Source organism: Pseudomonas sp. UTLPPB19802, from assembly GCF_059730225.1.
Map to the genome: position 1 here is coordinate 1,605,021 of NZ_AP048545.1, position 26,382 is coordinate 1,631,402.

The 26,382-nt window shown below is 58.9% G+C and carries 25 protein-coding genes; 9 read left to right on the forward strand and 16 right to left on the reverse strand.

Features of this window, described 5'->3' with window-relative positions; translation table 11 throughout:
* Window position 1 precedes the first annotated feature (1 nt).
* The 4 genes from AC6I6U_RS07265 to AC6I6U_RS07280 are packed head-to-tail and all read right to left on the reverse strand — an operon-like array spanning window position 2 to window position 2,052.
* Entirely contained in the window at window positions 2–739 is a 738-nt protein-coding gene (locus tag AC6I6U_RS07265) for a PilW family protein (RefSeq protein WP_497881308.1), read from the reverse strand.
* Window positions 736–1,149, reverse strand: a complete 414-nt coding sequence (locus AC6I6U_RS07270; protein WP_497881309.1) for a hypothetical protein — start codon at window positions 1,147–1,149, stop codon at window positions 736–738. The genes AC6I6U_RS07265 and AC6I6U_RS07270 overlap by 4 nt, the downstream gene beginning before the upstream one ends.
* Window positions 1,133–1,597 carry a pilus assembly FimT family protein gene (locus tag AC6I6U_RS07275; protein ID WP_497881310.1) on the reverse strand — a complete coding sequence of 155 codons (465 nt, stop codon included), beginning with the start codon at window positions 1,595–1,597 and terminating at the stop codon, window positions 1,133–1,135. Before AC6I6U_RS07275 ends, AC6I6U_RS07270 begins: the two co-directional genes overlap by 17 nt.
* Window positions 1,597–2,052: a type IV pilin protein gene (locus tag AC6I6U_RS07280; protein ID WP_497881311.1), complete on the reverse strand. Its 456-nt coding sequence runs from the start codon at window positions 2,050–2,052 to the stop codon at window positions 1,597–1,599. The genes AC6I6U_RS07275 and AC6I6U_RS07280 overlap by 1 nt, the downstream gene beginning before the upstream one ends.
* A 235-nt stretch (window positions 2,053–2,287) precedes the next feature.
* Between AC6I6U_RS07280 and AC6I6U_RS07285 the strand changes: the two genes are divergently transcribed.
* Both AC6I6U_RS07285 and AC6I6U_RS07290 read left to right on the forward strand, forming a co-directional pair.
* Window positions 2,288–3,970, forward strand: a complete 1,683-nt coding sequence (locus AC6I6U_RS07285; RefSeq protein ID WP_497881312.1) for an AMP-binding protein — start codon at window positions 2,288–2,290, stop codon at window positions 3,968–3,970.
* A gap of 417 nt (window positions 3,971–4,387) precedes the next feature.
* Entirely contained in the window at window positions 4,388–4,744 is a 357-nt protein-coding gene (locus tag AC6I6U_RS07290; RefSeq protein WP_497881313.1) for a hypothetical protein, read from the forward strand.
* 79 nt (window positions 4,745–4,823) lie between these two features.
* Here AC6I6U_RS07290 and AC6I6U_RS07295 read toward each other — a convergent pair whose 3' ends face one another.
* From AC6I6U_RS07295 to AC6I6U_RS07305, 3 genes are all read right to left on the reverse strand, one after another.
* On the reverse strand, window positions 4,824–6,575 hold the full coding sequence (locus AC6I6U_RS07295; RefSeq protein ID WP_497881314.1) for a DNA/RNA helicase domain-containing protein: 1,752 nt from the start codon (window positions 6,573–6,575) through the stop codon (window positions 4,824–4,826).
* A 316-nt stretch (window positions 6,576–6,891) separates the two neighbouring features.
* The gene (locus tag AC6I6U_RS07300) at window positions 6,892–8,793 is read right to left on the reverse strand and encodes a DNA/RNA helicase domain-containing protein (protein ID WP_497881315.1); all 1,902 of its coding nucleotides are present in this window, start codon (window positions 8,791–8,793) and stop codon (window positions 6,892–6,894) included.
* Between the two features lie 29 nt (window positions 8,794–8,822).
* Complete coding sequence (locus AC6I6U_RS07305) at window positions 8,823–9,206, reverse strand: nucleotide pyrophosphohydrolase (protein WP_497881316.1); 384 nt, start codon at window positions 9,204–9,206, stop codon at window positions 8,823–8,825.
* A 145-nt stretch (window positions 9,207–9,351) separates the two neighbouring features.
* Here AC6I6U_RS07305 and AC6I6U_RS07310 point away from each other — a divergent pair, with 145 nt between their 5' ends.
* Both AC6I6U_RS07310 and AC6I6U_RS07315 read left to right on the forward strand, forming a co-directional pair.
* Complete coding sequence (locus AC6I6U_RS07310) at window positions 9,352–10,185, forward strand: DNA adenine methylase (RefSeq protein WP_497881317.1); 834 nt, start codon at window positions 9,352–9,354, stop codon at window positions 10,183–10,185.
* Entirely contained in the window at window positions 10,185–10,955 is a 771-nt protein-coding gene (locus AC6I6U_RS07315) for an 8-oxoguanine DNA glycosylase (protein ID WP_497881318.1), read from the forward strand. The genes AC6I6U_RS07310 and AC6I6U_RS07315 overlap by 1 nt, the downstream gene beginning before the upstream one ends.
* Here the strand turns inward: AC6I6U_RS07315 and AC6I6U_RS07320 are convergent.
* Genes AC6I6U_RS07320 through AC6I6U_RS07335 form a run of 4 tightly spaced genes read right to left on the reverse strand, consistent with a single transcriptional unit; the run spans window position 10,952 to window position 13,770 of the window.
* On the reverse strand, window positions 10,952–11,635 hold the full coding sequence (locus tag AC6I6U_RS07320; protein ID WP_497881319.1) for a nitroreductase family protein: 684 nt from the start codon (window positions 11,633–11,635) through the stop codon (window positions 10,952–10,954). The two genes, AC6I6U_RS07315 and AC6I6U_RS07320, sit on opposite strands and share 4 nt — an antisense overlap.
* Window positions 11,613–12,218 carry a 7-cyano-7-deazaguanine synthase gene (locus tag AC6I6U_RS07325; RefSeq protein WP_497881320.1) on the reverse strand — a complete coding sequence of 202 codons (606 nt, stop codon included), beginning with the start codon at window positions 12,216–12,218 and terminating at the stop codon, window positions 11,613–11,615. The genes AC6I6U_RS07320 and AC6I6U_RS07325 overlap by 23 nt, the downstream gene beginning before the upstream one ends.
* The gene (locus tag AC6I6U_RS07330) at window positions 12,215–13,426 is read right to left on the reverse strand and encodes a PfkB family carbohydrate kinase (protein WP_497881321.1); all 1,212 of its coding nucleotides are present in this window, start codon (window positions 13,424–13,426) and stop codon (window positions 12,215–12,217) included. Before AC6I6U_RS07330 ends, AC6I6U_RS07325 begins: the two co-directional genes overlap by 4 nt.
* A 2-nt stretch (window positions 13,427–13,428) precedes the next feature.
* Window positions 13,429–13,770, reverse strand: a complete 342-nt coding sequence (locus AC6I6U_RS07335) for a hypothetical protein (RefSeq protein ID WP_497881322.1) — start codon at window positions 13,768–13,770, stop codon at window positions 13,429–13,431.
* Between the two features lie 231 nt (window positions 13,771–14,001).
* Here AC6I6U_RS07335 and AC6I6U_RS07340 point away from each other — a divergent pair, with 231 nt between their 5' ends.
* Window positions 14,002–15,915: an AAA family ATPase gene (locus tag AC6I6U_RS07340; protein WP_497881323.1), complete on the forward strand. Its 1,914-nt coding sequence runs from the start codon at window positions 14,002–14,004 to the stop codon at window positions 15,913–15,915.
* Window positions 15,916–15,947: 32 nt separating this feature from the next.
* Here AC6I6U_RS07340 and AC6I6U_RS07345 read toward each other — a convergent pair whose 3' ends face one another.
* The 3 genes from AC6I6U_RS07345 to AC6I6U_RS07355 all read right to left on the reverse strand — a co-directional run bounded on the left by AC6I6U_RS07345 (window position 15,948) and on the right by AC6I6U_RS07355 (window position 19,033).
* Entirely contained in the window at window positions 15,948–17,255 is a 1,308-nt protein-coding gene (locus AC6I6U_RS07345) for a Fic family protein (protein ID WP_497881324.1), read from the reverse strand.
* Between the two features lie 264 nt (window positions 17,256–17,519).
* Window positions 17,520–18,437, reverse strand: a complete 918-nt coding sequence (locus AC6I6U_RS07350) for a nucleotidyl transferase AbiEii/AbiGii toxin family protein (protein ID WP_497881325.1) — start codon at window positions 18,435–18,437, stop codon at window positions 17,520–17,522.
* On the reverse strand, window positions 18,434–19,033 hold the full coding sequence (locus tag AC6I6U_RS07355) for a type IV toxin-antitoxin system AbiEi family antitoxin domain-containing protein (protein ID WP_497881326.1): 600 nt from the start codon (window positions 19,031–19,033) through the stop codon (window positions 18,434–18,436). The genes AC6I6U_RS07350 and AC6I6U_RS07355 overlap by 4 nt, the downstream gene beginning before the upstream one ends.
* Before the next feature lie 386 nt (window positions 19,034–19,419).
* Here AC6I6U_RS07355 and AC6I6U_RS07360 point away from each other — a divergent pair, with 386 nt between their 5' ends.
* On the forward strand, window positions 19,420–20,001 hold the full coding sequence (locus AC6I6U_RS07360) for a hypothetical protein (RefSeq protein ID WP_497881327.1): 582 nt from the start codon (window positions 19,420–19,422) through the stop codon (window positions 19,999–20,001).
* On the forward strand, window positions 19,976–20,233 hold the full coding sequence (locus tag AC6I6U_RS07365; RefSeq protein WP_497881328.1) for an acyl carrier protein: 258 nt from the start codon (window positions 19,976–19,978) through the stop codon (window positions 20,231–20,233). Before AC6I6U_RS07360 ends, AC6I6U_RS07365 begins: the two co-directional genes overlap by 26 nt.
* A gap of 94 nt (window positions 20,234–20,327) precedes the next feature.
* Here AC6I6U_RS07365 and AC6I6U_RS07370 read toward each other — a convergent pair whose 3' ends face one another.
* Window positions 20,328–22,037 carry a DUF262 domain-containing protein gene (locus AC6I6U_RS07370; protein WP_497881329.1) on the reverse strand — a complete coding sequence of 570 codons (1,710 nt, stop codon included), beginning with the start codon at window positions 22,035–22,037 and terminating at the stop codon, window positions 20,328–20,330.
* A 694-nt stretch (window positions 22,038–22,731) separates the two neighbouring features.
* On the opposite strand from AC6I6U_RS07370, the gene bufB reads away from it, so the two are divergent.
* Together bufB and AC6I6U_RS07380 are read left to right on the forward strand one after the other, a co-directional pair.
* Window positions 22,732–23,556 (forward strand): MNIO family bufferin maturase, encoded by an 825-nt coding sequence (gene bufB, locus AC6I6U_RS07375; protein WP_497881330.1) that lies wholly within the window; start codon window positions 22,732–22,734, stop codon window positions 23,554–23,556.
* Complete coding sequence (locus AC6I6U_RS07380; protein WP_497881331.1) at window positions 23,546–24,334, forward strand: HvfC/BufC family peptide modification chaperone; 789 nt, start codon at window positions 23,546–23,548, stop codon at window positions 24,332–24,334. The genes bufB and AC6I6U_RS07380 overlap by 11 nt, the downstream gene beginning before the upstream one ends.
* Here AC6I6U_RS07380 and AC6I6U_RS07385 read toward each other — a convergent pair whose 3' ends face one another.
* Complete coding sequence (locus AC6I6U_RS07385; protein ID WP_497881332.1) at window positions 24,335–26,287, reverse strand: aconitase family protein; 1,953 nt, start codon at window positions 26,285–26,287, stop codon at window positions 24,335–24,337.
* Window positions 26,288–26,382: the final 95 nt, after the last annotated feature.

The following is a 26,382-nucleotide window of genomic DNA, read 5'->3' on the forward strand; positions in this document are numbered from 1 at the left end:
GTCAGGAAGTGGGTTTTTCGAAGTTGATCAGGCAGGCCGTCGCCTTGCTTTTCACATACGCAGGCTGCGGATCTGTGCTGTTGGGATCGAGCGTGCTGTTGTTGGCTGTCAGGCTGACTTGCAGCCGGGAGGCGCTGTTGGTGGTGTCGGTGGTCCGGCCGTAGGGCCAGCAGGTGGCGAAACCGACCGACAACGATGCCGTGCCCTGGCCGCTCTCGATCAGCGCGGTGCTGGTCCAGGTGGTGCTGCTCCATTGCGTCGAGGCCTGGGTGCAACTGGCTGCGGCCCTCAGGCTGAGCAGGGCGCCATTGCTGATCAGCAGTCCGGCGCAACTGGCGGTTGCCGTGGAACTGGCCTGGTAGGACCAGACGATCGCATTGCCGACGATGCCATTCGGCGCGCTGCTGGTCAGGGTCGGAAAGCTGGTCTGGGCCGTGGCGCTACCGGTCAGGGTGCCATTGCTCAGCAGTGCACCGGACAGCAGGATGAAATTGTTGTCGATGTCGGAAGTGGCCCGCGCCGTGGCGCTGCCGCTCCAGAAACCGGCGTTCATCAGTTCGCGCTGGGCGGTGATCAGCGCCGAGGCCACCTGGCCGTCCTGCCGGGAGCTCTGGATCGAGCTCAGCGAGGTGTAGACCACGTTCTTGTACAGCGCGAGCATGGCCAGGATGCTGATCAGGGAAATGGTCGTGCCGATCAGCAGGCTGATCAGCGTGAAGCCGCGCTGCTGGCGGTTCACGACTCGTCTCCGACCCGAATGATGCCGCCAAACAGGCTGCTGTCCTGGGCACGGGTGGTGAGCACCACCAGGCTTTGCGGCGTGCCGCCGGTGAGGGTGCTGGTGCCGACGGTGACCGCTGGCGCATTGGTGCAGGTGGCGGTGATCGGCACGGCGTCGGTCTGGCTGGGGATGGACACCACCAGCAGCGCGGCCTTGCTCGAACACAGCAGTGCACCGTTCTGCTCCAGCAGGCTGCGCATCTGATTGACCACGATGTTCTGCAACTTCATGTCGCGCTGGCTGACCGCGGCCCGCGATGAGGCATAGGTGATACCCAGGCCGATGGTCGACATCAGCAGGATGCCTATCAGCGATTCGAGCAGCACATCACCGCGCTGGCGCGCCCTCGACTTAAATGAGCGGGACATCGACCGAACTCTCGTTACCCGCCGTGACCTGCAACGTGCCGGTGCTGCAGGAGTTGCCGCTGACTGCCAGGCCGCGGTTGCTGAAGGCGACGCAGGCCATGTCGACACCGCCTACCTTGATTCCCGCGACGGCCGGAATCGTGCTGCTCCAGACCGGCTGGCTGGTGGCGGTGCAATCGATCGACTGCCCGGCGTTGAGCCGGAACAGCTTGAGGTTCTGCCCGGAGCGGCACAGCACGGCGGCCGGTGCGCTGTCCTGCACGGCGCCCTGGTTGCGCAGGGCCGTCGCCTTGGCGCGGCTGATCCCCTGCTTGAGCAGGCCGGCGGTATCGCGTTGGTAGCTGCTGTTGGTCCAGGACTGGGTCAGGGGCACGCCGACGAACAGGATCAGGCCGAACAGGGCAATGCTGATCATCAATTCGACCAGGGTGAAACCGCGGCTGCGCATTACAACCAGCTGCCGTTGTACGAGCTGCACGAGGCGATGCTGCGGCTGTTGCTCTGGTCCAGGGTAATGGTGCAACCGTTGAGCGCGCCGCCGTTGCCGGTCGCGGTCACGGTGTAGGTGGTCGAGGTGGAACTGATCGAGTAGTTGAACTTGCCCGACTGGCTCGGCTGCCAGCCCGATGATGGACTGGTGCACGGCGACGGGTTGCCGATCAGCGCGCACTGGATCTGGGTGGTGCCGCTGGCGGTGGAGGTCGGATACACCAGTTGCTTCTGGTAGGTGTTTTCCAGGTTCAGGCTCAGGGCCACCAGGTCGGACTGGGCTGCCTTGATCGTGCTCTTGTTGATATAGCTGCTGTAGGCCGGAACGGCAATGGCGGCCAGGATGGCGACCACGACGACGCTGACCATCAGTTCCACCAAGGTGAAACCCGACTGTGCTGGATTGTGCTTCATGGATGTTTGACCGATGTGTTTCGAGGACCCCGTGGGCGCGGCGCATTATGCCACTATCGCGTAACGTTTCGGTGACTGTCCCCACTACCGTTGGGTAATCTTTTTTGCTCCGGCTGTCCGCTGGATTTCGCTGTGGGATTTCGCGTCCTCCGCAGTTTTGTACTTCACTGGTTGGCATCCTCAGGCAAAGCCTCCCCGCCAGGACGGCATACAAGTACAAGATCGAGGGGACACCATGACTTCACCCAGCTACACCCGTGGCCAACAGGACAAGCCGCTGCTGGCGATGACCATCGGCGCCGCGTTCGACCAGACCGTGGCACGCTTCGCCGAGCGCGAGGCGCTGGTGGTCCGCCACCAGCAGGTGCGTTACAGCTGGGCGCAGCTGGCCGAACAGGTCGACCGCTGCGCCCGTGCGCTGCTGGCGATCGGCATGCAGGCGGGCGACCGCCTCGGCATCTGGGCACCGAACTGCGCCGAGTGGTGCATCACCCAGTTCGCCAGCGCCAAGGTCGGCGTGATCCTGGTCAACATCAACCCGGCCTACCGCGTCAGCGAGCTGGAGTACGCGCTCAAGCATTCCGGCTGCCGCTGGCTGATCTGCGCCGACGCCTTCAAGACCAGCGATTACCACGCCATGCTCGGTGAACTGCTGCCCGAACTCGCCGGCAGCGCCCTGGGCGCCTTGCACAGCCGCCTGCTGCCGGAACTGCGCGGCGTGATCAGCCTGGGCCAGAGCCCGGCCACCGGCATGCTCGGCTGGAAGGCGCTGCAGGAGCGCGCCGAGTGTGTCGCCGCCGAAGACCTGCGCGCCTGCAGCGCCCAGTTGCAGTTCGACGAGCCGATCAACATCCAGTACACCTCCGGCACCACCGGCTTTCCCAAGGGCGCGACCCTCAGCCACTACAACATCCTCAACAACGGCTACATGGTCGGCGAAAGCCTGGGCCTGACCGAGCAGGACCGCCTGGTCATCCCGGTGCCGCTGTACCACTGCTTCGGCATGGTGATGGGCAACCTCGGCTGTCTGACCCACGGCAGCACCATGATCTATCCGGGCGACGCCTTCGACCCGCTGACCGCCCTGCAGGCCGTGGCCGAGGAGCGTGCCACGGTGCTGTATGGCGTGCCGACCATGTTCATCGCCGAACTGGATCACCCGCGCCGCGCCGAGTTCGACCTGTCGACCCTGCGCAGCGGCATCATGGCCGGCGCCACCTGCCCGATCGAAGTGATGAAACGGGTGATCGGCGAGATGCACATGGCCGAGGTGCAGATTGCCTACGGCATGACCGAGACCAGCCCGGTGTCGACCCAGACCGCCGCAGACGATGACCTGGAGTGCCGCGTGGCCAGCGTCGGCCGTACCCAGCCACACCTGGAGAGCAAGATCATCGACGAAGCCGGGCGCATCGTGCCGCGCGGGCAGATCGGTGAACTGTGCACCCGTGGCTACAGCGTGATGCTCGGCTATTGGAACAACCCCGAAGCGACCGCCGAAGCCCTCGACGGCGCGCGTTGGATGCACACCGGCGACCTGGCGGTGATGGACGAGGCCGGCTACGTGAGCATCGTCGGACGCAACAAGGACATGATCATTCGGGGTGGCGAGAACGTGTATCCGCGGGAGATCGAGGAGTTTCTGTTCAGGCACCCAGCGGTGGCGGACGTGCAGGTGATCGGGATACCGGATGAGCGGTATGGCGAGGAGATTGTGGCGTGGGTGAAGTGTCATCCGGGACATAGTGCGGGTGATGAAGAGTTGAAGGCGTTCTGCAAGGGGAAGATTGCGCACTTCAAGGTGCCCAGGCACTTCCTGTTCGTGGAGGCGTTTCCGATGACGGTGACGGGGAAGGTGCAGAAGTTTCGGATGCGGGAGATCAGTTTGGAGAGGTTGGTGGGGGAGAAGGTGGGGTGAGGACTTTCTCCGATTTTTACCCCGGCTGATGTCGGCGTTTTCGAGCGGGTAGGTGAGAGGTTTTTCCCTTCTCACCTATGGCTCGATGGTGTCTCGTAATGAGTAGAAATAGCTTTCAAAATGAACTTACTTTTCCTACGTGATTTAGGCGTGGGAGAATGTTGTGTGCGCCAATGACCGTGCCTACATTCTCGATGTCGCTGCAAATTCAGCGATATGGGTTTCGCAGCCCGTGTAGTGTCTTGGCGCACAGTGCCGCGTAAGCGGCTTTTCTTTGCCAGCGTTATGGCGGGCTGTGCGCAGGAGGCTTATGCCTGCCGGTTTCCAAGATCACCGGTCTGCGAACCTGCGTACAGTTCGCCACCCTTGGTTTCGCAGCCAGTGTGGTGATCCCCTAAATGATTTTGGAGATCTACCATGGTGAAGAAAATCACTCCTGATCCACCGCCTGTTTCCGATGATCTTGTGAAGTCCGCGCGGCCAGATGCTGCCCGATTGCTTGATACCCTCGCTTTGACCCTTTCCAAAACTGTCAATCACGCTGACCCGCTTTGTCCCCCGATTTTTGCTATCCAGCCTGGTGTCACGGCTCATGATGCGTTGAGCTATGTGTCGAAATTGCTGGAGGTTGCTGAGCTGAATGGGGATGAAATCAGCCTGCATGAGAACCCGGTGGAGCGGACGTTGTTCTGGGGGATGTTGCATTCGGTGGAGGTGGCGAAGGCTGTGGTGGATGCATTGCTTGAAGGTTCGCCGCCGTCGCTGGATGTTTGATTGATCAACACAAGCATGAGGCCGCCTCAGTAGGGCGGCTTCTTCGTTGCAACCGTCATAGAGAGGATGTCAGTGACTTTTAACTTTCGCTGTTGATGTTTGTGAACAGAAACTGCTGCAGCGCCGGATCGATCGCGTATAGAACAACCCCTCGACGAGCCCTTGTGAGAAGTACGTAATAAATATTGCGAATGACTTGTTCGCGTACGGCTGGATCTGTTCGCATATTGCTCAGTCTCTTGTCCGCATTGCGGCTTGGGTCAATTTCGATTCGACCATTTCTCAGGACGATGTCCGGCCCAAGAATGACTCCCACATAGTCATACTCAAACCCTTGTACCGTATAAATGGCACCCACTTCTTCATGGTATCCGACGAGTTGATTCCACTCCTTGAATGCCATTTTCTGGTTCCAGCGAGCCTGCCATGGCCCAATATGGATGTCTGTGCCTACCCCAGGAGTGCGCTCCGTCTGCCAGTGCCAGCAGTAACCCGCCACGATTCGGCCTGATGCATTGCCTTGAGCCTGCTCTCTCAGGTGGTCCTCCATGGCTTGGGGGGATTCAGCCACCTGCACTGAAAATTCCGGCACTGATGAATACGCCTGGGTTGCTGCTCCGAATACCAGATCGTAGACCCAATCCACATAGCTGTTGGCGCCACGACATCTCAACTGCTCGTCCAGTACATGGGTTATCACGTGGTAACCACGTGCATGGGCCATTTGCTGGATGTCATCGCTGCGGCAGTTCTCATCTGGACTGATCCATTGAGAATCATCGATGAAAAAGACAATGAGGTGCTTGTTGTCCATCAAGCCGGCGGCTGTTGCTTTTGTCAGGCGATGGGCTTCATCGACGACCAGATAAGGAGTGATCGCCCTGCCATTTACCGCGAAGTCCAAGCCTTTTATGCACTGGCCGATAGCGGCTGACTTGACGTAATACTTCGGATTCTTGCCCAGCTTCATGAGGTGCTGCACAAGCTTCATGGCGAGAACGGTTTTTCCGGTGCCGACCAATCCGTGGATGATGACGCAAGTGTTCGTCTGAACCTGTTGCACCAGTGGCGCAATCCTTTGGAAAGCATGCGTTTGTTGATCAGTTGCCTTGAAGAGGTCACTGCAATTGAGTTTTTCGCTGAAATTCAGGATGAACGCGTCCGAGTACTTTCTCTGTGGCGAGGTCAGGTGCGAAAGCGCTTGTGTAGGGCGCTTAAGCCGGGATAGCAGCAGTGCTGCATCCTGTTCTCCATGGTTTAGAGAGCGGAGCAAGGAACTGCTGACATGTGAGCTGAACTCACTGGCACGCAACACTTCCTCTTTCGGTTTTTCCTGATAGTTATGAAGAAAAACCAGTGTGTTGATGATGGGCTTGAAGTTTCCGAAGTTGAGCGCATGCTCCAGCGCCGATCGGTAGATATTCACTTGCTCACAGGGGTGTTTGCTTGTGTAAGGATCGGTGGCGGCAATCTTCAGCCAGGTGACGCCGTGTTTGCCGTGCAATGTGACGGAACCTTGTGTCCATTGCTTCAACTCAATGACGATGATTTCCGGACCCGCTTCGCTCTCGCCTACCAGGATGCAATCGGCACGTTCAGAGCCAATCGGCATCGGGTACTCGATCAGGATATGCCCCTGGAGTGGCGGTTGCTGTTGCTGGAGCAACTTGGCGAGCTCAGGGAGGGAGTTCCTCCAGGAGCGGATTTCGGATTCTGATAGTTCCGAATCGGGAAACGTCAGGGCGAAGTCCGTGCACAGACTTTCGATGAACTCCGGCTTTGCTGCTTTCGAGCAGAAGTCTTCGATCTTTAGGGTCGCAAGAGCCGCCATTTTCAAAACCCCATGTCGAAGTCATTAACCAGCGCCAAAGCAGCGCCAGGGGCACAAGTTCGGGGCCAGTCAGGGTTGCTGGTTAATTGCTCAAGGACGAGGCGAATGGTTTCGACAGGGAGGGAGGCGGCAGCAATGGTCACGAAGATTCCTGTGGTGTTGAGCAGGCGAGAAGGTGGTGGCCACTATTTCGCCTTTATTCCAGATGCTCGACACCATACTTCCTACAGACAATATGAGGAAGTACGTACGAATTTTCGTTTATGATTGAGGGAAGAAATCATTGGGCCCAAGCGGCCCAATGAGAGCTATTGCACTAGGCCAATAGTTGCTCGGAAAGAGCGGGAACGTTTGCCTCGCGCACGAGTAAGCGTTCGCGGAAGTACTGGGCCGTTTCCTCATCTGTGCAGTACAGGTAACAACCCTTCATTCCGCGGGTCATCAGGGTCCTGTAGGTATTCTTGATGATCAGGTCGAGTAGCTGCCGCATCTTTTCCGGCTCGGCTTTCATGAGCTTTTTGTAGCCGAAGACCGAGCGATCGTTCTTGTCACGTTGCTCCGGGACCGTCACCACATTGCCGTTTCGAATGATCAGATCGGGACCGATGATCACGCCGATGTAGTCCACTTCCAGGCCCTGACAGGTGTGGATGCAACCCACCTGTTCGACAGAGTTCTGCGCGATGATCCAGCGTTTCTCGTCTTCTTCCAGGTTCCACTGACGACGGTAGTGCTCACCAATGACGATATCGTCTTCGGTTGCCCGTTTCTTGCTGTTCCAGGGCCAACAGTAGCCGGCAACAACGCGAGCCTTGTTGTTGCCGTTCTTGCTCTGGATCGCGGCATGCATGGCTTGCGGCGTGTCGAATACCTTGAACTCGTATTCCTCGGTGTCGAGATGCCGGTTTGCTGTTTCTCGCACTTGGAGTGCATTGTCGAGCCAGGCCAGGTAACCATCCGATCCACTGCAACGGAATTGCGAGGTGAGAACGTATTCCTCGACCTCGGCACCGCGAGCCTTGGCAAAAGTGCGGATCGCTTCGCGATTGCCGATATCTTTCAGCGTGACGCGTTGGTCCTCGTCGATAAAGAAGATCGTGCAGTTCGCGGCATTGATCAGTTCCTTGATCTGGTTATCGCCTTTCTGGCCGTAGAGATCGCTTTTCTCGGTCAGGCGATGGGCTTCGTCCACCACCAGGAAATCGAATGCGCTGGTGGATGACTCCATGAACGAGCCGGAGCCGGTAAACAACTGCGAAAAATGGCTGCGGGGCAGGGCGCCGGTCAGCTTGCTTTCGTACACCTGTCGAGGGGCGGAGTTCTTCGATACGTACTTGCCCACCAGCCCGCGACTGGTGAGGTTGACCAGCAGATTGAGTGCCACTACGGATTTACCGGTACCCGGCCCGCCCTCGATGATCACCACTTTCGGGCGCTCCGTCGAAGCGCCTGTTGCGGCGGCTATGCAGTTTTCATGGATTTCTTTCTGGTCGTCGATAAGAACGAACTCAGTCTGCTTCTTCAGTAGTTTTACCAGCGAGTCAGCTAGCGCTTTCGAAGGGCGGATGGGGCTCGCCATCAGTTCATGCAGCACGCGCTTTTCATCGCCTTTGGCGATGTGCTGCTTGATGAACGTCCGCATGCGGGCCAGCTCATCTTTGCCTTTCATGAATAGCGGGGCCTTGCTGATGTATGCCTGGTATTGCGGTCCGTCGATGACGTTATCTGGCATGTAGTTATGCAGATAGGCGCAGGCATGCACTTGGATGCCGCCGGAATACACAGCCTCGTTGAATCCTTCCAGCAGCGAGGCATACGACCACGCCTGATAGGACGGATGTACGGTTTCCCGGATCCTGCGACCTAGGAGGGTTTTGACAATGGCGTCCTTGGATGTGGCACTGGCTTCAGCCCATTGTTTCAGTTCCACCAGCACCACGTTTTGCTTGCCGCTGGCATCCATGCCGGTCAGGGTGATGTCGATACGCTTGGAGGTCTGCGGGATGTGCAGCTCAATGGCCACGCCGATGTCATTGGGAATTTCTTCGTCGCGCAACACCCGTGACATGGCCCCGAGAGAGTTCTTCCAGGCGTTCATTTCTGCGGCTGCGACGATCCGGCCGGTGGCTGACTCGAAACTACGGAGGATCACGTCCTCGATGTCGTCGTTATCGTTGTCTTTCTGAAACTGTTGTTTGGTCGCTTCGTAAACGATCAAGGTCCTTCTTCCTTACTGGAGCCAGGCAATCAGAGTTGGTCGTATTTCTTTGCGCTGTTCCGAGCCTTCTCGACCGGGTACTTCTCGCCGTTGAGTTGCAGCTTGCGTTGGGCCGCGGCGTTCAGATCGACGCCAAGCACCGAGGCCAGGCGCACCAGATACATGAGCACGTCAGCCAGCTCTTCTTCGACTGCCTGGGCGGTTTCGGGCGTGCGGGCGGCGGCCTTGGACGCGTCTTCGGTGAGCCACTGGAAAATTTCGGTCAATTCCCCGACCTCGCCGCTCAGGGCCATGACCAGGTTCTTGGGGGAGTGGAACTGGGCCCAGTTACGGTCGCTGGCGAATTTTTCGAGGGCTTGAGCGAGCCGGGTGGTGTCGACTAGCTGGGTAGACTCGGCGGTTGGGATGGTCACGGAGGTGTCCTGTGGTATTGAGCAGGCAAGGGCGAAAGGGCCAGTGTTTTGCCTTTTATTACGGGTGCTCGACACCATACTTCCTACAGTCGATAGGAGGAAGTGCGTACGACATTTCTTTGATGTATGAGGGAGATTGTTTGGTTTGTTTCAGCATGACCTGCTTGAGCAAGTCTGGAAATGGAGAAATAAATTTGTCCCCATTTCCGCACGTCCCCATTTCCGCATTCACGCCACTCTTAGAGTTTTCTGGTCGGTAGCCTTCATTGACATCATCGTCACTTTTGACGATGATGGGTGCATGAGATATCCAGGCGGGAAAGGCAAGTGCTATCAGCGCTTGATCAACCTGATGCCTCCGCATCAGACCTACATCGAGACGCACTTGGGGGCGGGCGCTGTCCTGCGCCACAAGAAACCTGCTGCCCGAAACATCGGTGTGGACGTAGATCCCGCCGTTCATGATGCCTGGGCGGATCACCAAGTGGTGGGCCTTGAGCTCATCCAGGGCGATGCTTCGAACTACCTGAGCAGCTTTTCATACGACGGTAGCGAGCTGATCTATGCTGATCCTCCGTATGTCACACAGACGCGTCGTCGCGCCAAGATCTACCGCTACGAATATGACCAGTCCCAGCATGAGCAACTGCTACGCACGCTGTGCGGCATCCCGTGCAAGGTTATGATTTCCGGTTACGACAGTGCCTTGTACAACGAAACGCTCCAAGGATGGAGGAAGGTGACGTTTATGGCGAAGACGCACACTGATGTCAGGGAGGAATGCGTCTGGATGAACTACGCTGCCCCAGTAGAACTTCACGACAGTCGTTACTTAGGTGACACGTTCCGCGATCGGCAGACTATTGCCCGGCGCCAATCCCGGCTCCGCGATCGTGTTACTGCGATGGATCCGTTAGAGCGCAGCGACTTCCTACGCTGGATCACGCAGACCTATGGCTCCGTTCAGGAGGCCCGGTAATGCAAAACGGTGTTGTCTTCGTAGAGTCCAAGATCTACAGCCGCGAGTTCCCTGATGCCATGAGCGAAGTACTCCCTGGTGTTTCATGGGGCTTGATCGAGGCATTCCCGACCCCTGCGTACTGGGCGTATCAGGTTTGGGCAAACGAGCAGGAACCCGAACCGCTCAACTACAAACTGGGCGCCACGCTGGCTGAAGAAGTCGGGGCGTGTCTGCTGGGTGGCCATGGCATTCCGGCGAACGTCGGACTGGCGGCTTTCGCCCACCTGAGAAACCTTGGTGCCTTTGACTTTGAAGTGCCCAGTGAGGCGCAGTTGCAAGAGTGGCTGACCATTCCGCTAAAAATCGGTAGCCGTTCAGTGCGCTACCGCTTCGCCAAGCAGAAGGCGCGTTACCTTCATACAGCGCTTGCAGCCCTGGCCGCAGGGGGTGTTCCTCTTCATTCCGGGAGAGCCCTTCGGGACTGGCTGCTGGTACTGCCAGGAATTGGCTACAAGACCGCCTCGTGGGTTGCTCGCAACTGGTTGGACGCTGATGATGTCGCCATCCTGGACATCCACATCCTGCGCGCAGGGGCGTTGGCTGGCTTTTTCTCCCCCGGCCTCACCGTGGAGCGCCACTATCTGCAGCTCGAAGCTGAGTTTCTTGCGCTGAGCAAAGCTATTGACGTTCGGCCATCCAAGCTCGACGCCCTGATGTGGTACCAAATGATGTCGGCACCTACCATTGTCCACGGTCTGCTGAACCAAGCGGGCTTGAAGGCCGCCTAGCGCTTCGGCGTCGGCCCACCAACGAGCGCAACGCCCACCCCAGTGAGCACGCCTGCAGGTGCGAGTCGACCAGCCCACGGTTCACCCGTAACCCCCAGCGGGCAAAACGAGTAGTCCAAGGCTTCAGCAATCACGGCCATGACCGCCAGGAGTGCTCCGGCGTCTCGCCATATTAGGCTTTCACCGTGCTGGTACTTGGCACACGTTTTACCGGGCTCAGCCACCAGGAGCAAACGCGTTGCTTGCTCTGTGGGCAGGGCGTCATGGCACTGCTCTTCCAATCCTGCGAAGGCCTCCGTTGATTCTGGCAAATCGACAAGGCCGTGTCGGCGACTATCGTAGCGGCGCCAGTTCGATGCGCCTGGAAGGTGAACCAGGATATGGATAGGGTGAATGGCGCCGGCAGATGGCGCCGGTCGTAATTCGAGGTCGAAGCCATAGTCCGACTCGGCAATGGCTTGTGTTCGTGCACAGCGCCAGAGCAACTGGCCCAGTTGGCGTTCACTCAAGGAACTGAATGTTCGCCTGGTGCGCCTGTGATCGAGAAGGTTGAGGATGCCCTCGTCGCCGGTATCCTCGACCTCGGGCAGAGCGTGGAATGCTCCATCAGGCCAGATGAAGGGCTGATAGTGGCCAGGCTCCACTCTTACCGTGGGGCTACCGAGGTTGATCCAATCCATGTTCGATCTCGTGCCAGACCTCGAAGTACTTGTTGCAGCCTCGGCAGTTGCCGCACGGGACGTTCGATTTGTGGCAGCTGTGAGCCCAGGCCAGCATGGACGATGCAACGCCGGCAGTTCTCACCAGCTCACTGGTGCTCAACTCGATTGCAGGCGCCTCAACGGTCATCTCACCTTCCTGGATGACCATCAACTGATTGATGGCCGCGATGAACTCCGGAGTGCCGTCTCGGTGGGAGCCATCGGACTTCACGGTGCCCAAGTAGAGCTTGTTCACGCCGAGGCTGATGGCTTTCATGGCCGCCAGGGTGACGAGCATCTGGTTCCGGTACGGCCACCAGTCACTTGCAGGAGCATGGGCATCAGCCTGGCCTCCGGCCATGTCGCCGGAGCCGACCGATCGGCAGTCGATGGAAATGACATGGTGCTCAATCTGGAGCTGCTCGCAGATGGCCTTTGAGGCGCAGATCTCTGCCTCAGCGGCGAGCTGGCCATAGTTCAGCGTGATGCCGACTTCAGGACGTAGCCACCAGGCCACCGCGAGCGAATCCATACCACCTGATAAAAGAAGGGCGCGCTTCATAGCTCGGCTGCCCTCCAGGCGGTTTGGTAAATGGCGGTGACGAAGTCTTCGGTTAGCGTGCATCCGGAGCCGGCCATCATCTTCTGATCCTCTTCCGACTCATTCTCAACGTACATGATGACGGGCTTCTTGAGTGCGCGTGCGTAGCCAATCTCGTAGATTGTCCCGGCGTCGAGGCCGTCTCCAATCGCGAGCATGAGGTCACATTCGTGGATCGCATCGAGATCCTTCTGCACTACTTCATCCGCAGACCCATGGCCAACGTCATGGACGGGGGAAAACACGTTCAACCCCATATCCAAAAGCCGGGCGCGGGTCTCCTCGATGAGCCAGAGCTGTGCCAGCGAAAAGAATGGGCCGGAGAGGTAGACCAGTGGAGGCTTGCCAGTTCTGGATTTCTTCGGCAGGCCTGCGGCGACGGGGTGATAGGTGTCCAGCTCTGCTCTGGAGACAAAGCCCTTCGTCTCGCAGTAGTACGCCGTGGCATATGAGGCCTGCATGGCTGCCTTGAGTGGCGCAAGCCCCTCCTCGAGCCAGAAGTGCGCGAAGCTCGCGACGAACACATCGCCTGAGCCGATCTTCCACACCTGCGGCGTCACGAAGGAGGGAATGTGATGCGATTGGCCTTCATGGAACAGCATAGCGCCGGCAGGGCCCATCTTGATGATGACGACCTCGGCGTTCTGCGACTTCGATAGCACACGAGCCAAATCCGCTGCGCTCAGCTCGTCACTGCCATACAGCGCTTCGGCTTCACTCCTGTTCAGGACAAGAGCAAGCCGCTCAGCCTTGGAGCCATTCTCGTGAAAGGGCACAGGGTGTCGGGAGCTCTGCGGGTCGTAAACGGCACTGCGGGCATCGACGACGCAATCACCTTCGAGCAGTCCGAAGCGGACCACATTCTCGGCGGTGATTCGAAGACTCGCCGAAGGCGTCTCCGGCGCCGGGTGGATAGAAGGCTTGGCAAGGCCATGGGTATACCGGAAGTGCAGGCTCTGGTCGATTGCATGGGTTGCAACGGCAAACCCTTCCAGCACAGCTCTTTGGCGAAGAATGGCCTCTGCCGTGCTGTCGGCATATGTGTCCAGGGTCACTTGCCCTCCAAGGCGCGCAATCGCCGTGGCAGCTCGACCTCCGGAGCCAAACAGCTCTTGCCATATAGGACACATGCACTGCTCGTAATACACACCGCCAGTCAGTTTGATCAAAATCAATCCTCCTTAATCGGCGAGATTTTGATAGAGATCTGAGCGCCCATTTTTGCCGTAACTATTGCTGAATAGTTCGTGCCGCTTTGGATGCAGGCGATCAGCCTAATAACTTTAGGAGATGCAATACCTCCGGCAATATGCCTGTTCCAATATGCGCAGGCGACGACGCTTCCCTCTATTTCACCAAGACCAATTCCAAGCGTGTCTCCGACTTCGATCTCGCTCACGACCTCGGGCTTTGGAGAAGCAAGCTGGGTCTGCAGGTACAGCGTATCGCAGGCAGTCTCGGTCGGAGCACCGGCTGTGTAATCTCTAAAAAGCTTTCCGTCAGAACCTGACATTACGTTCCCCATCTTCCCTATGTGAACCAACGCAACGGTGGCCTGGCGTCAAATCAAGGCCAGTTGACAGCGGTTGGCTTGATGCTAGAGTGCCAGCACTCTACCCCTGTCGGATCCAATTTGCCAGTAGGTCGCTTCCTAGCGGCAGGGCATGATTGACAGGGTTCAAACCGGCCAGATTTAGCCCTTGGCTGTGCTCCAATTCGTGTCTACACAAGGTCGTGTGCGCTGATGTCGAAAATCCTCGATTTTGAGATAAAGAATTACAAAGGGATTGTAAGTACACGAATTGAGCTGACAGGACGACTGGATAACCCAGTCGTGACACTCATTGGACTTAATGAAAGTGGTAAGACCACGATATTGGAAGCTATATCACAATTTGTGAGCAGCGATCGATCGGTCTCAAGGCTTTACTTCTTCAGCCCTGAAAACAAAGATCAGTTCACCTTCATCCCCGCCAGTAAGAAAGGCGCGTTTACCAATACGGTATCGATTGCTGCAACCGTTCAGCTCGAAGCACATGATCTGGAGTTAATCAAGGCGCTGGCGAGTCGTACCGGATTGGACGTAGACACTGAGGCTTTAGCGAAGCCCTTCAAGATTGCAAGGGAGTTCAGTTTTGAAAACAGCATACCGAAGTCAAGGATTGCTAGCCTAGGGTTCGACTTAAGGGTCAGGCCGTGTGGGGAAGGGGAGTTTGAGGTTTACGCCCAGCCGGATGATGAAGACGAAAATCTGTGGAAGAGCACGGCTGATTTGATCGAGGCTACGATACCCAAAGTCGCTTACTTTCCAACGTTTCTGATCAATGTGCCTGAGCAAATACCTCTCGCGTCTCATGATTATGAGGGGTATGAGAAGAGGCATTATCGGGAGATTGTTGAGCGCATCATAAAGTTCGCTGGCTACGATGTTGACAGGGATGTGAACAGGCCTATAGAAGCGTACCGGGCTGCTAACGGTGATGGTTGGTACGAGAGATTTCAGCGAAGCACAGAAAAAGGCCTGATTGATAGTGTCTTTCAACAGGTCTCCAACGCACTCTCTGCTGAGGTGATTGGTCGTTGGCGGCGTGTTCTTTCGCGCAATGCCACAGCAAAAAGGGTAGACCTCAAGTGGACAGTTGCCGGCGCTGATAACCCCACTGCTGTCGTTTCATTTGTTGTTAGCAACCGCGATACGACTTACAAGATCGCCGAGCGATCGATTGGTTTCAGATGGTTTTTCACATTCTTGCTGCTCACGGGCTTTAAGCTCGAACGTGAAAATCAGCATAAAATCTACGTCTTTGACGAGCCTGCCGCAAACCTGCATTCCCGTGCTCAGGCAGAGCTGCTGGGTTACTTCGAGAAAATGGCAGCCAGCGGCGACAAGATCATTTACTCAACTCATAGCCACCACATGGTTAACCCGAAGTGGCTATCTGGGGCTTACATCATCGAGAACCGTCCGGCTGGCCAGGGTGATGAAGACTATGATCTCGACTTCACGCCTGCCGAAGTTAACGCAATAAAGTACAAGCAGTACCTGAACTCCTTCCCTAGCCGCACACACTATTTCCAGCCAGTGATTGATCGCCTGCAATATGTCGTTCCTGAAATTGTAGGGACTTCGCCTTGCGTGATCCTGGAAGGGATCTCGGATTACTACTCGCTCAAAGCAGCAGCATTGCAGACTGGAGGCAAGCTGGGGTTCAACTTGATTCCAGGTGTCGGCTCAAGCGCATCAGGAAACCTGATCAGCTTACTCATGGGGCGCGGCGAGAAATTCATCGTTCTGCTCGACGACGATAAAGAAGGGCGAAAAGCCAGGGATCGCTACCGGCAGGAATGGATCTTGCCTAACCAGGTCGTGATTACCCTGGCAGACGTCGATGCCTCATTCGAAGGAATGGCGCTGGAGGCGCTTGTGGGGCAAGACAGCCTGGAGATCGCTCAGAACAGCTTGGGCTTGAGCTCGCTACCCACCAAGGCTCAGTATGGCCTGATCTTGGCAGAGTACTTCTACAGGGCGGATACATCGGTGGAAATATTCTCGGCCCAAGGTCTGCAGAATCTCTACAAAGTGTTGGCATTCCTAGATAAACGCATTTCAACACTGTCGACTGACGGACTTTTGCTCACTGCAGGCACTAGGGGCTAGTAGTTATTTGCAAGGGGCGACGTTAGTACCCCTCAATGCCCATGCTTCGCTTTCCAAGCGGCGAACTCAGACGGCCGCAAGCCATAACGCGCCAACATCCCCTCATGCAGCCGCCGTAGTTCCTCAATCAGCAAAGCCCTGACGTCGGCCTGTTCGGGCTCTGGAACGCTATCGCTCACAACTTGCTGAATCACGCTGAGCGGATCAAGTTCGGGCTGTTGGATGACCTCACGGATAGCCTGCTTGATGAGATCGCGCCACGCCAATCGCAAAGGGTCCGGCTCGGCCAAATCCTGCTTGATAGCCAGGTATTCCTGCGTCGAGCGCTCATATGCCCAGACATAGAGGTCTCGCAGCAACTCCACTCGGGTCATTTCATACACGCCAAGTGTGGCCCGGCTGTAGGCCTGCTCCGGTACATCCAGAAAGGTCAGCGGGCACAGGTTGGCGCGGAACAGCGGCAGGTTCGCGGCCAGGCGGGAGGTGCGTTTGTTGATGTCGGCGAAGGGCTGCAGGTAGGGCAGGTGCACCATGATGAAAAAGGATTGTTCGAACGGGTCGCGAATCTGGTTGGCCTTGCTCAGCAATACATCCAGGGCATCTTCGATTTGCTGGGGGGTAGACAGCGGGCGGTAGACACTTTGGCCGATATCGACGGCATGTTGCCGAATCCGCCCCTCGTCCGAAGGGTTGGGCAGCAGGTTTTCCGCCAGGGCACTGTGCAGGTTCATTACGGTGTAGCGGTTGAACTCGGCACTGTCGATATTGGCGACCAGCAGTTCGATGGCCGTCTTATGGTTCAGGATCATCTGGGTTTCGATGGCCGCCTTGCCCTGCGCCGTTTTGCCATGCTCAATGAGTTCACGCGTATCGAGACGTGAGTAGGTGTTGCCCTCCAAGTGGCTCGATGCCCATGACAAGTCGATCAGCAGCCGATTCAGAATGGCGCGGCTGTAGGTGCCGGCCGGCTCGTTGATATCGGCGGTTTTGCCCATCTTGTGCAATTGGCGGCGTAGCGGCTCGGGCAAGTACCAGGTCGCATTGGGTTGGTAGTCGTCGAGAAATTCACGCTGGTAGCCCACGGGCTTGCGCGCTTGCGGGGGTAGGTTGATGTAGGCAAGCACTTCCTGGCTGTCGGCGGAGAGAGGAATCGCGCTTGGGAAAACATCGCTTGGCGCGTTCAGTGGCTCCGTACTGGCTGCCGCGGCGCCAGCGCTGAAATAGCGTCGGGCCCTACCTTCACCTTGTGCAGTGATTTGGCCGCTCTCGATGAGCTTCGCGATCAGGCGCTGGGCGCTGCGCCTGGCAATGCCGTCGTGCTGCGCAAGTAGCTCGGCCAAGGTCAATCCATGGGTGGATGCCTGAATGCTGCTCAGTAGTTCGGTGCTGGATGGCATGGCTGTGTTGGCGCAGTTTGAGAGGGGGATGGCGCGATTTTGGCGCAGTTTTTGGAACTGCGCCAGTTAGGTTGGCGCAGTTGGCGCGGTTTTCGAAAACCAGAGGCTGTCACGACCTGTTCCCTAGGAAGCGCCAGGCGGAAAACGGGGACGTACGGAAAACGGGATACGGGGAAAACGGGGACGAATTTATTTTCGCGCTGAACATCAACCAGCCTTCACGGGTAACCACGGACCGCCAGCCTGCCAACGAGCCGGAAATATCGCGTTGGCACTGGCCGCCTCTATGACCGGAAACATGAAGGTGACCAGCTCTGCAATGACGTCGTTCAACGCCAGCGCTTCCAGTCGGTTCTTTCTCAGGAATGCCTGCCACTGCGTTTGTTTCTGCGGATCTTGCGCAAACGCATGCGTGAGCCCCAAGGGGGCGTGCCCACTCAGTGCGGTCTTGCGACGTTCGAATGTTGCTTGAATAGCTTGGCGGAGGATGTCTCCGTCAAATTCCGTGTGCCGCGCCAGAATCCACAAGTCGAAATAGTCCTTCATGCGACTGTTGGCGATACCGAGCGTCGATAGCGCCTCGAATTTTTCGGCGACGACCGTGTAGCGGGGATAGACGCGCAATTTGGGTGCCTCGAACTCTGAGAGCATGACCGGGTACTCGACTTCCTCCGGCCCTGGCGTCACGGCATCGCCAAACCCGATATCGATCTGAATCAGGCAGCGCGCGCCATCGATCACGCTGCGGAGCATGACGCGCACACCGGCATAGTTCGCCTCTTTGCGGATCTCGGCAGCGTGCACGGTGTCGGGCTGAAAGGTCACGCCATCGTTGGTTTCGATTGCGCAGAGTTCCTTGAAGAGGCCTTCGATGTGCGGCAATTGCGCTGAGCCAAATCCCAGGAAGTCAGCGTCTCTCGTCGGGCGGTGCGGGATGTCGAACCACAGGTCAAACAGCAGCGCGCCTTTGAGCAGGAATTGATCCGCGTGTTTCGAAATGCTGATCCGGTACAGCAGACGCTCAATGGCATAGCGTGTGAGGACCAGGTTGAAATCCTGCTTGGTCTCGCGCGCGCGGTTGAGCAGACGAGCTCGCACCGAGGCCGCGATGTTTCGTTCCGTCATGACAGACTCTCCATGTAGGGGCGCATGACGTTGGCCACACGGCACAGGTTTGCATAACGCCAGAGTTCATCCATGCTGGCCCGCTTGGCTCGCCAAGCCTCCTGCAGCGCTTCCAGGGCCACATCGAGGCCGATCTTGTTGCGAAACTTGAAGCAGTCGGCCACCGTCCGGGCGACGTTGGTCACGCGCACGGTTACGCCATCGACCTGATGGTCTTCGATGCCATCGGTCAATGCGGCGCCGGAGAAGCGCACGATCCGTAGCGGTGGATAATCCATCTTCGGTGCACGGGCCTTGTTGGGAATGGCGAGCCAGACTTCGAACGGCGACTGCGTGGTGAGATCGTGCACGCGCAGCGCTGATAGCAGGCAGATGATGCCTTGCGGATGTTTGCGCGCGACCTCGGCCAGCGCCCCATGTTCGGACACGGTGCGATCAGGCCGGGCGTACAGGCCACGGCCCACGCGGGTCAGTAGCCCCTGCCGAACCAGACGCGTGAGAGCGACACTGGGCAGCCCACACTCCGCGAGATCACGTGGGCGTATCAGGCCGCGCCGGGTGGCGAGATCCAGAATATGCTGATGGGACGTTTCCATACCTCATGATGTTGCATTTCGTCGGTAGTTGCCAATAACTACCGACGAAATGCAACATCCTCTTTACGAGCAAGTTGGATCGCTGCATCACCAGCCCCTACAGGTGAGCGGGTGAGGAGAGTGGCGCAGTTTTGGCGCGGTTTGTAGAACTGCGCCAGTTATGTTGGCGCTGTTGGCGCGGTTTTCGAGAATACGGGCGACTACGGGAATACATGTCGCCGTTCTTTAGGGCTCTCTAATTTGCTGGCCACCCGGACCGCCGGTTGAAATGTAGGTGGCCTCCTTATGTGCCGTCAGCCGTGTCCGGTTCGACTGGTCGTCGATATTCCATGAGCTCGACTCCGCTAGCATCGGAAACCAAGTCTCTGATGCTGGGAAACTTCATCATGCAAGAAACGGATTTATTCAGCGCAATCACTCAAGGTTCATGGGAGCTAAAGCGGCATAACATCAACCTGGGACCGTCTACGCGCCTGGCGTTCGAAATCAATAGCTCAATGATGAGCTGCTCTGCCGTGATGCTTTTGGCTACACCGCCAGATACCCAGCGCCCCGACGGCTACGAAGTGGTGAGGGCATCCAGCAGTCCCGTCACCCTTCCGGATACAACTCTCGATAACCTGTGGGCCTGCACCCAGGAGCATTATGGGCTGACAGCCGCCGCCGTTCTCTCCGGCATGGCGGGCATCCCTATCAACAAAACGGCAGTGGGCGCCTGGGTTCACTCCGGCTCAAGTAAAACCACCAACCTGGCGAGCTACATAGGTTGGAAATTCTTTCCAAGAACTTTGATCAGGCAACCCACTGCGGCCAGAATGGCTAAAGCGACTTTCGGTACTGTTCGCGTATTCGGCATCATAGGTCGCGGCATCCCCTTTGTCGCAGCGGGCCTGGCGGTCTTCGACCTGGTCAGTATCGGCCTGTGCGCCTACGAGGCTAGGAATGGCAAGCAAGCACAATCGAGATGAAGTGACCGAACAGGTCATTCAGCTATTCGTCGACATCATCGGTTTTATTGAGCGGCATGAAGTCACCGAGCAAACCGATTTCATTCATGATTTCAAGATCATCGATGACGACCTGAGTTGCTTTGTCATGCAGGTGCAATGGCAGTTCCGGCTGCAGGCCTCTCAGAAGGATTGGGACGCCATCACCACGATCAGGCAGATCGTCGATCTCATCATGCGTGATGCTTCCTAGAGGCGCATGGCGCAGTTTGTAGAACTGCGCCACTTACGTTGGCGCAGTTGGCGCGGTTCTCGAAAATACGGACTGCCCCGGTCGACCCAACCTGTCACCTCACATCCGGCCACTCCACCACCGCCCAATCCGCAAACTGCTTCGCCCGCCGCTGAATCTGCGTCTTGTCCCAATTCCTCGCCAGCGCCACCTTCTGGGTGATCTTCCAGTTCGACCCCCGGATATGGGTCTTCTTGTTCGCCCAGTCCTGGTCCTTGATCCGCCCGTTCTGCCGTTCACTCAGCGGCACCAGGTTGCCGATGGTGTGCAGCAGCGCCTTGTGTTCCTCCTTGGTGAAGAAGGTCGCCCATTTGGCATTCAGGCTCTGCGGCAGGATGTGTTCGATGGTGAAGTCATCCGTGGCGTTGTCGTAGCCGTTCTCCTTGTTGTAGTGCAGCTCGCTCTGAATCAGCAGGTACTTGGTGATCTTGCGCGAATACATGTCGCCGCTCTTCAGGGTTTCCCGGATGTGCTGGTCGTCCGGGCAGCCAGTGGCCGCGTTGGCGATACGCTCCCGCAACCACGAAGGTTCCGCGCCGGCGCGTTCCCACAGGCCCTTGAACAGGTGATGCAGGCCATTCGGTTCCAGGCCGACCACGGCGCGCCGCACCAGCAGCGACTCGACGATGGACAGGCACAGCAGCGTATTGGCCTTGCTGACCTGGCCCTGGCGATGAGCCTTCAGCAATTCCATGATGTAGGGCCAGGTGACGGTGGTTTTCGGCATCAGGCTGTAGCGGTGGATGCGTTCGCCGACTTCCTTGCTGATGCCCTTGATGGGGCTGTATTTCACCAGGGCGCAGTAGAGGTCGGCGTAGGCCTTCATTTCCTCGACGATCAGGCTCGGGTCGCTGCCGGCCCAGGCTTTCTGCAACGCGGGAAAGGCCCGCGAGCGGGAGACCGCGCCGTTGAACTTGATCGACGAGTAGGTGGTGATGAACTGGTCGAACGAGTTGCCGGGGAACGACTTCTCGAACGGCTTCCAGACCGTCTCGTAGAGCTTGTCCAGGCCATCGCGGTTTTTCTCCGGAATGCGCGAGAGGATGTCGTTTCTCACCAGGTCCGACAGGGAAAGCTTCACCCCCTCGTAGTTCAGCTTGGAGAACACGGTGTTGGCATCGTCGGACGCTTCGAGGGTTACCTGGATGAAGACGATCTTCGAGAGCAGCCGCTCCTGGAAATACTCGACCTTCCTTTTCAGGATGCGCCCGGTTTCGCTGAAGAAGTCCGCGGTGAACTGCGCCTTGATGTTGTCCCATTGCGCGGCAATGCCGCGCCGGGTGGAGTGCTCGTCGACGCTTTCTTCCTTGAAGTTCCATTCGATGCAGGTGATCTCGTCCTGCAGCAGGTCGAACAGTTGCCGACGATCCTGCACGGTCGGCAACAGTTTCGGCATGCCGGCGTGGCGGCCTGCGCTGAAGGACAGGTAGGTTTGGGCCAGCGTCAGCGCGTCTTCGTCACGGCCGCCCTTGAGGTAGCTCCAGACCAGGCCACAGATCAGCAGGTACAGGGTGGTCAGGCGTTGTTGCCCGTCGATGATCAGGTATTCGTTGGGCGACTGGCTGCCGCCTTTCTTGCCGAAGTCCTGGACGACGGTCGCGCCAATGAACTGCTCCGGGTCCTTGTCCCCGGCATTTTCGATGTCTTCCAGTAGCGCCTGCAGTGGTTCGTTTCCCCAGACATAGTATCGCTGGTACACAGGCGCGGCGTACCGGACGGAGCCATCGAAGGTCTCGTGAACACTAATCTTTTCGGGGTTTTTCATATTTCATCTCTACTCAAAAATAGTGAGTAATCCGCTGTTGTAGCTCTCCATGGTGCGTGGGACACCTGGTACGACAGACTCGATTGCGGGGCGAGCGCCTGCCGAGTCCTGCGTTTCTGGCGAACTCGGGTGGGGCGGTTTTCGCCTGCTGTTTTTGGGCATGCCTTTCCCGTGACGGATGCCGATCCGACGCGTGTCCGTTCAGGAGTTCAGGGTGCCAGTGAAGGGGCGCGGGGCTCTGTGTCGGCAGCGCGCCATGGCGCTCACCGCTTGTTGCGGCACAGCAGCCGGTAGGCGCGCGGGCCATTGCCGCGCGGGCAACGGGAGCCGGCAGGGAGGTAATCGGTGAGCATCCACAGCGTCGCAATGATGACGTTCATTACACACTTCCATGATTGACCAGGGGGCAGCCTGGCACTGCTGGGACCGACAGTTCTTGACGCTTATGCAGCGCTATCAAATTGACACTGTTTTTGCGAAAAGTTCATTTTCGCAATGCGGGTGGGCAGGTCGGGAGGCTTGGGCCAGAGGGCGCGCGTGGGGGTTGGCCGTGGGGCGGTGGCGGGGCGACTGGCGTATTCGCGGGCAAGCCCTGCTCCTACAAGGAGCGAGGCGCAGTTTTCATCCGGTACGTGGTTGCGCAGATCGATCCTGTCCGCATAATGGGCCGAACCCACAGCACGACGAGCCACGGATGCGCCCGTTACCGCCGATCGGCGTTGGCCTGCGTGCCGCGCATTACCCCGACTTCCTGCAGACTCTGCCGCCCGTCGACTGGCTTGAGGTGCATACCGAGAACTATTTCGGGCCCGGTGGCTGGGACCTGCATGTGTTGCAACGGCTGGCCCATCACTATCCGATCAGCCTGCATGGGGTGGGCCTGGGTATCGGCTCGGTACATGGGTTTTCCATGGCGCATGTCGAGCGCATTCGCCAGTTGGCAGCCCGCGTCAGGCCCTTCCTTGTTTCGGAACATCTGACCTGGGGCGCGGTGGAAGGGCGTTGCATCAACGACCTGCTACCGCTGCCGCTGACTGAAGCGTCCCTGGGCCTGGTCTGCGAGCGTGTCGGCCAGGTGCAGGATGTCCTCGGCCAGCCACTGTTGCTGGAGAACGTCTCTACAAGCCTGCGCTACCAGGGGGACACCCTGGGTGAGACGCAGTTTCTCGCCGAGGTGGTGGCGCGTACCGGCAGTGCGGTGCTGCTGGACCTGAACAATCTTTATGTCAACCAATGCAATCATGGCGAACCGGCGCTGGCGGCGATGCACGCGCTTGCGGCTGGCTGCGTGGGGGAGTTGCACCTCGCAGGTCATAGTCACGAACAGGGCTTGCTGGTGGATGATCATGGCAGTGCGGTTGCCGAGCCGGTCTGGGCGCTGTATCGCAGTGCATTGCGCCGGTTTGGCCAGGTGCCGGTGCTGATCGAGTGGGACACTCGCCTGCCGCCGCTCGAAGAGCTGCTGGGGCAGGTCGAGATGGCTCGGGCGCTGGCGGCGGAGGTGGCGATTGACGCGTGAAGAGTTGGCGGCGCTGCAGGCCGATTTCGTGGCGAGCCTGGATCAGCCGTCCACTCTGCCGCAGGGCTGGTTCGATGCGACCGGGGCCGATGACCGGCAGCGTTTTTCGCGTTACCGCAGTGCGCTCTGGCAGCATCAGGAGCGCTCGCTGGCGCTGACTTATCCGGTGATCAAGACGTTGGTCGGCGATGAGTTTTTCCGCACGCTCGCGCATGCCTATGGCCAGCGATATCCCTCGCGCGAGGGCGATCTGAAAATGTTCGGCGCGCAGCTCGCGGCGTTTCTCACGGATTACCCGGCCGTTCATGCCTATCCGTATTTTGCCGACGTGGCGGCGCTGGAGTGGGCGGTGCAGTGTGCGGCGTTCGCGGCGGACGCCGTGGCACTCGGTGCCGCCGAGTTGGCGGCAATGAGCGCCAGCCGGCTCGATGGCCAGCGCTTGAGCCTGCACCCGGCCTGTTCGCTGTTGCAGGGTAACTGGCCCTGCGCGGCGTTATGGACGGCTCATGTGACGCCGGGCCAGGCCTTTCCGGCTTTGCAGGTGCAACAGCGGACGACGCTGGTCTATCGCCTCGGCTGGGCGGTGAAGGTGCGGGAGTTGGAGCCTTGCGAAGCGGCGGGATTGGCTTGCCTGAGTGGCGGGGCCAGCCTGGGCGAGGCCTTGCTGGCCGCCCAGGCGCGATTCGCCGAGAGCCGTCCCCCGTCGCAGCGGATCGACAGCGCAGCGCTGGTCACGCGCTGGTTGAGCGATACGCTGCTGGTGACTGTCAGCGGCTAGTTATGGCGCGCCAGCCGCCCGCGTCGCCTGAAGCTCGGCAAAGGTGGTGATCCTGCCGGCCACCGCGCTGGCGGCCACGGTGTAGGGGCTGGCCAGCCAGACGCTGCCGGGGCCCGAGCGACCGGGGAAATTGCGATTGATCGCGCTGATGGTCACCTGGTCAACCGACGTCGACTGGCCGGGGCCGCAGTTGGCGCAGGCACCGCAACCCGGCTTGATCAGTACCAGGCCGGCCTGTTCGAAGGTTTTCAGGTAGCCGCGCTGCTGGCAGTAGTCGTGCACGTCCATCGTGCCGAACTGCAGGAACAGCCGGGTGTCCGGGGTCATGGGGTAGTCGTTTTCCAGCGCCCAGGCCAGAACTTCGTGGTAGCAGTCAAAGTCACTGCGCTTGCCGGCGGTGCAGGAGCCGCCATAGGCAATGTCCACTTTCACCGGCTGCGACAGGTCCGCCACCGCCACGCCGTTGCCGGGGTCGCCGGGGCGGGCGAGCATGGCCTGCAACTGCGTGCCGTCGATGCGGATCACTTCGCGGTAGTGTGCATCGGCATCGCTGTGCATCCAGTCCTCGAGCTGGAAGTCGATGCCGCGCCGCTCCTTGAGGAAGATCACGGTTTTTTCATCCGGCTCGACGATGCCGGTCATGCCGCCGAGTTCGGCGACCATGTTGGTCAGGGTCGCGCGCTCATCGATGCCCATTGCACGAATGGCCGGGCCGCCATATTCGAACACCGCGCCGATCGCACCGCCGGCCTGGATCGATTCCATTTGCAGCAGGTACAACACCAGGTCCTTGGCCATCACGCCCGGCGCCAGGGTGCCGCTGACTTCGATCCGGATGGTGTCGGGGACCTTGCAGCGCACGTAGCCGGTGACCCAGCTGTTGGCCATTTCGGTGGCCCCGACGCCAAACGCCAGGCAGCCCAGCGCGCCGGAGTGCGGCGTGTGTGAGTCGGTGCCGGCGACCACCTGGCCGGGCAGGGCATAGCGCTCGATCATCAAGGCATGGCAAATACCCTCGGATCCGGATTTGTCCTGTAGCGCGCCGTGTGAGCGCACCGGGTACTGCCGGGAGAAATGCGTGTGGCCACGGGCAAGGTCCGCCACGCCGTCGAGCAGGCCCTGCTGGATGTGCGGAATGCTTTGCGGCGCGAGCACCAGGTGATCTTCGAAGGCAATGATCCGGTCCGGATCGATCAGACTGGCCGGTTGACCGAACGCCTGGTGCATGAGGTGGGCGCTCATGCCGGTGAAGTAGTCGTGGCTGAAACGGTAATCCGCCGCGATGAACACGCCCTCGCCACGGGTCACGCCCTGCGTGTGCGGATGCAGGTGGCGGGCGATGATTTTCTCGACCAGGGTCTGGCCGGTCTTGCCCGTGGCCACCTGCCCGCGATCCGGCAACGGCCACTGCGCCGCTCGGCTGTATTTGAGCAGCCCGCCGCTGCGGATGATCTGCTGCGTCAGCTCGTCACGGCCTTCCAGAAACGTCGAGAACTCGATGGCCTCGCCCGCGGCGATACGGTCGAGCACGGTGAAATCGGTGGTGGTCAAGATGCCGATGTTGTCGCAGTTCTGCTGGTAGATCCGTTCGAAGCTCTCGGCCACGATCAGGCGGATACCGGCCGACAGTTCAGCCACCGGCGAGGATTCGCGTGACGATCCCTTGCCGTAGCGTTTGCCGGCGACGGTGATTTCGAAACCGGCCTGCTTGATCGCATGGCGAGCGATCGGCAATTCATCGCCGGCCTTGAAGCCAACGTAGGGGAATTCGCCCAGGCGCTCGTCGTAGACCATCATGACGGTGACAGGGGTGATCTCGTCGGTCGAGATGTTGTCGCGAAGCGGCCCGGCGCTGGCGAGCGTCAGGTCTTCCCCGGCCAGTTGGCGGCGAATACATTCGGGGTTCTGCGACAGGTACAGGGCGCGCCCGGAAAAGCGAATGGCATTGTTCATAGATGAGTTCTCCTGGCTGCACTCTATCAGCGGCCCAATGGCGCCGCGCTGATGGTTGGAGAACGCAGCGATGTCGATTGGAGACGAGTGGGCAA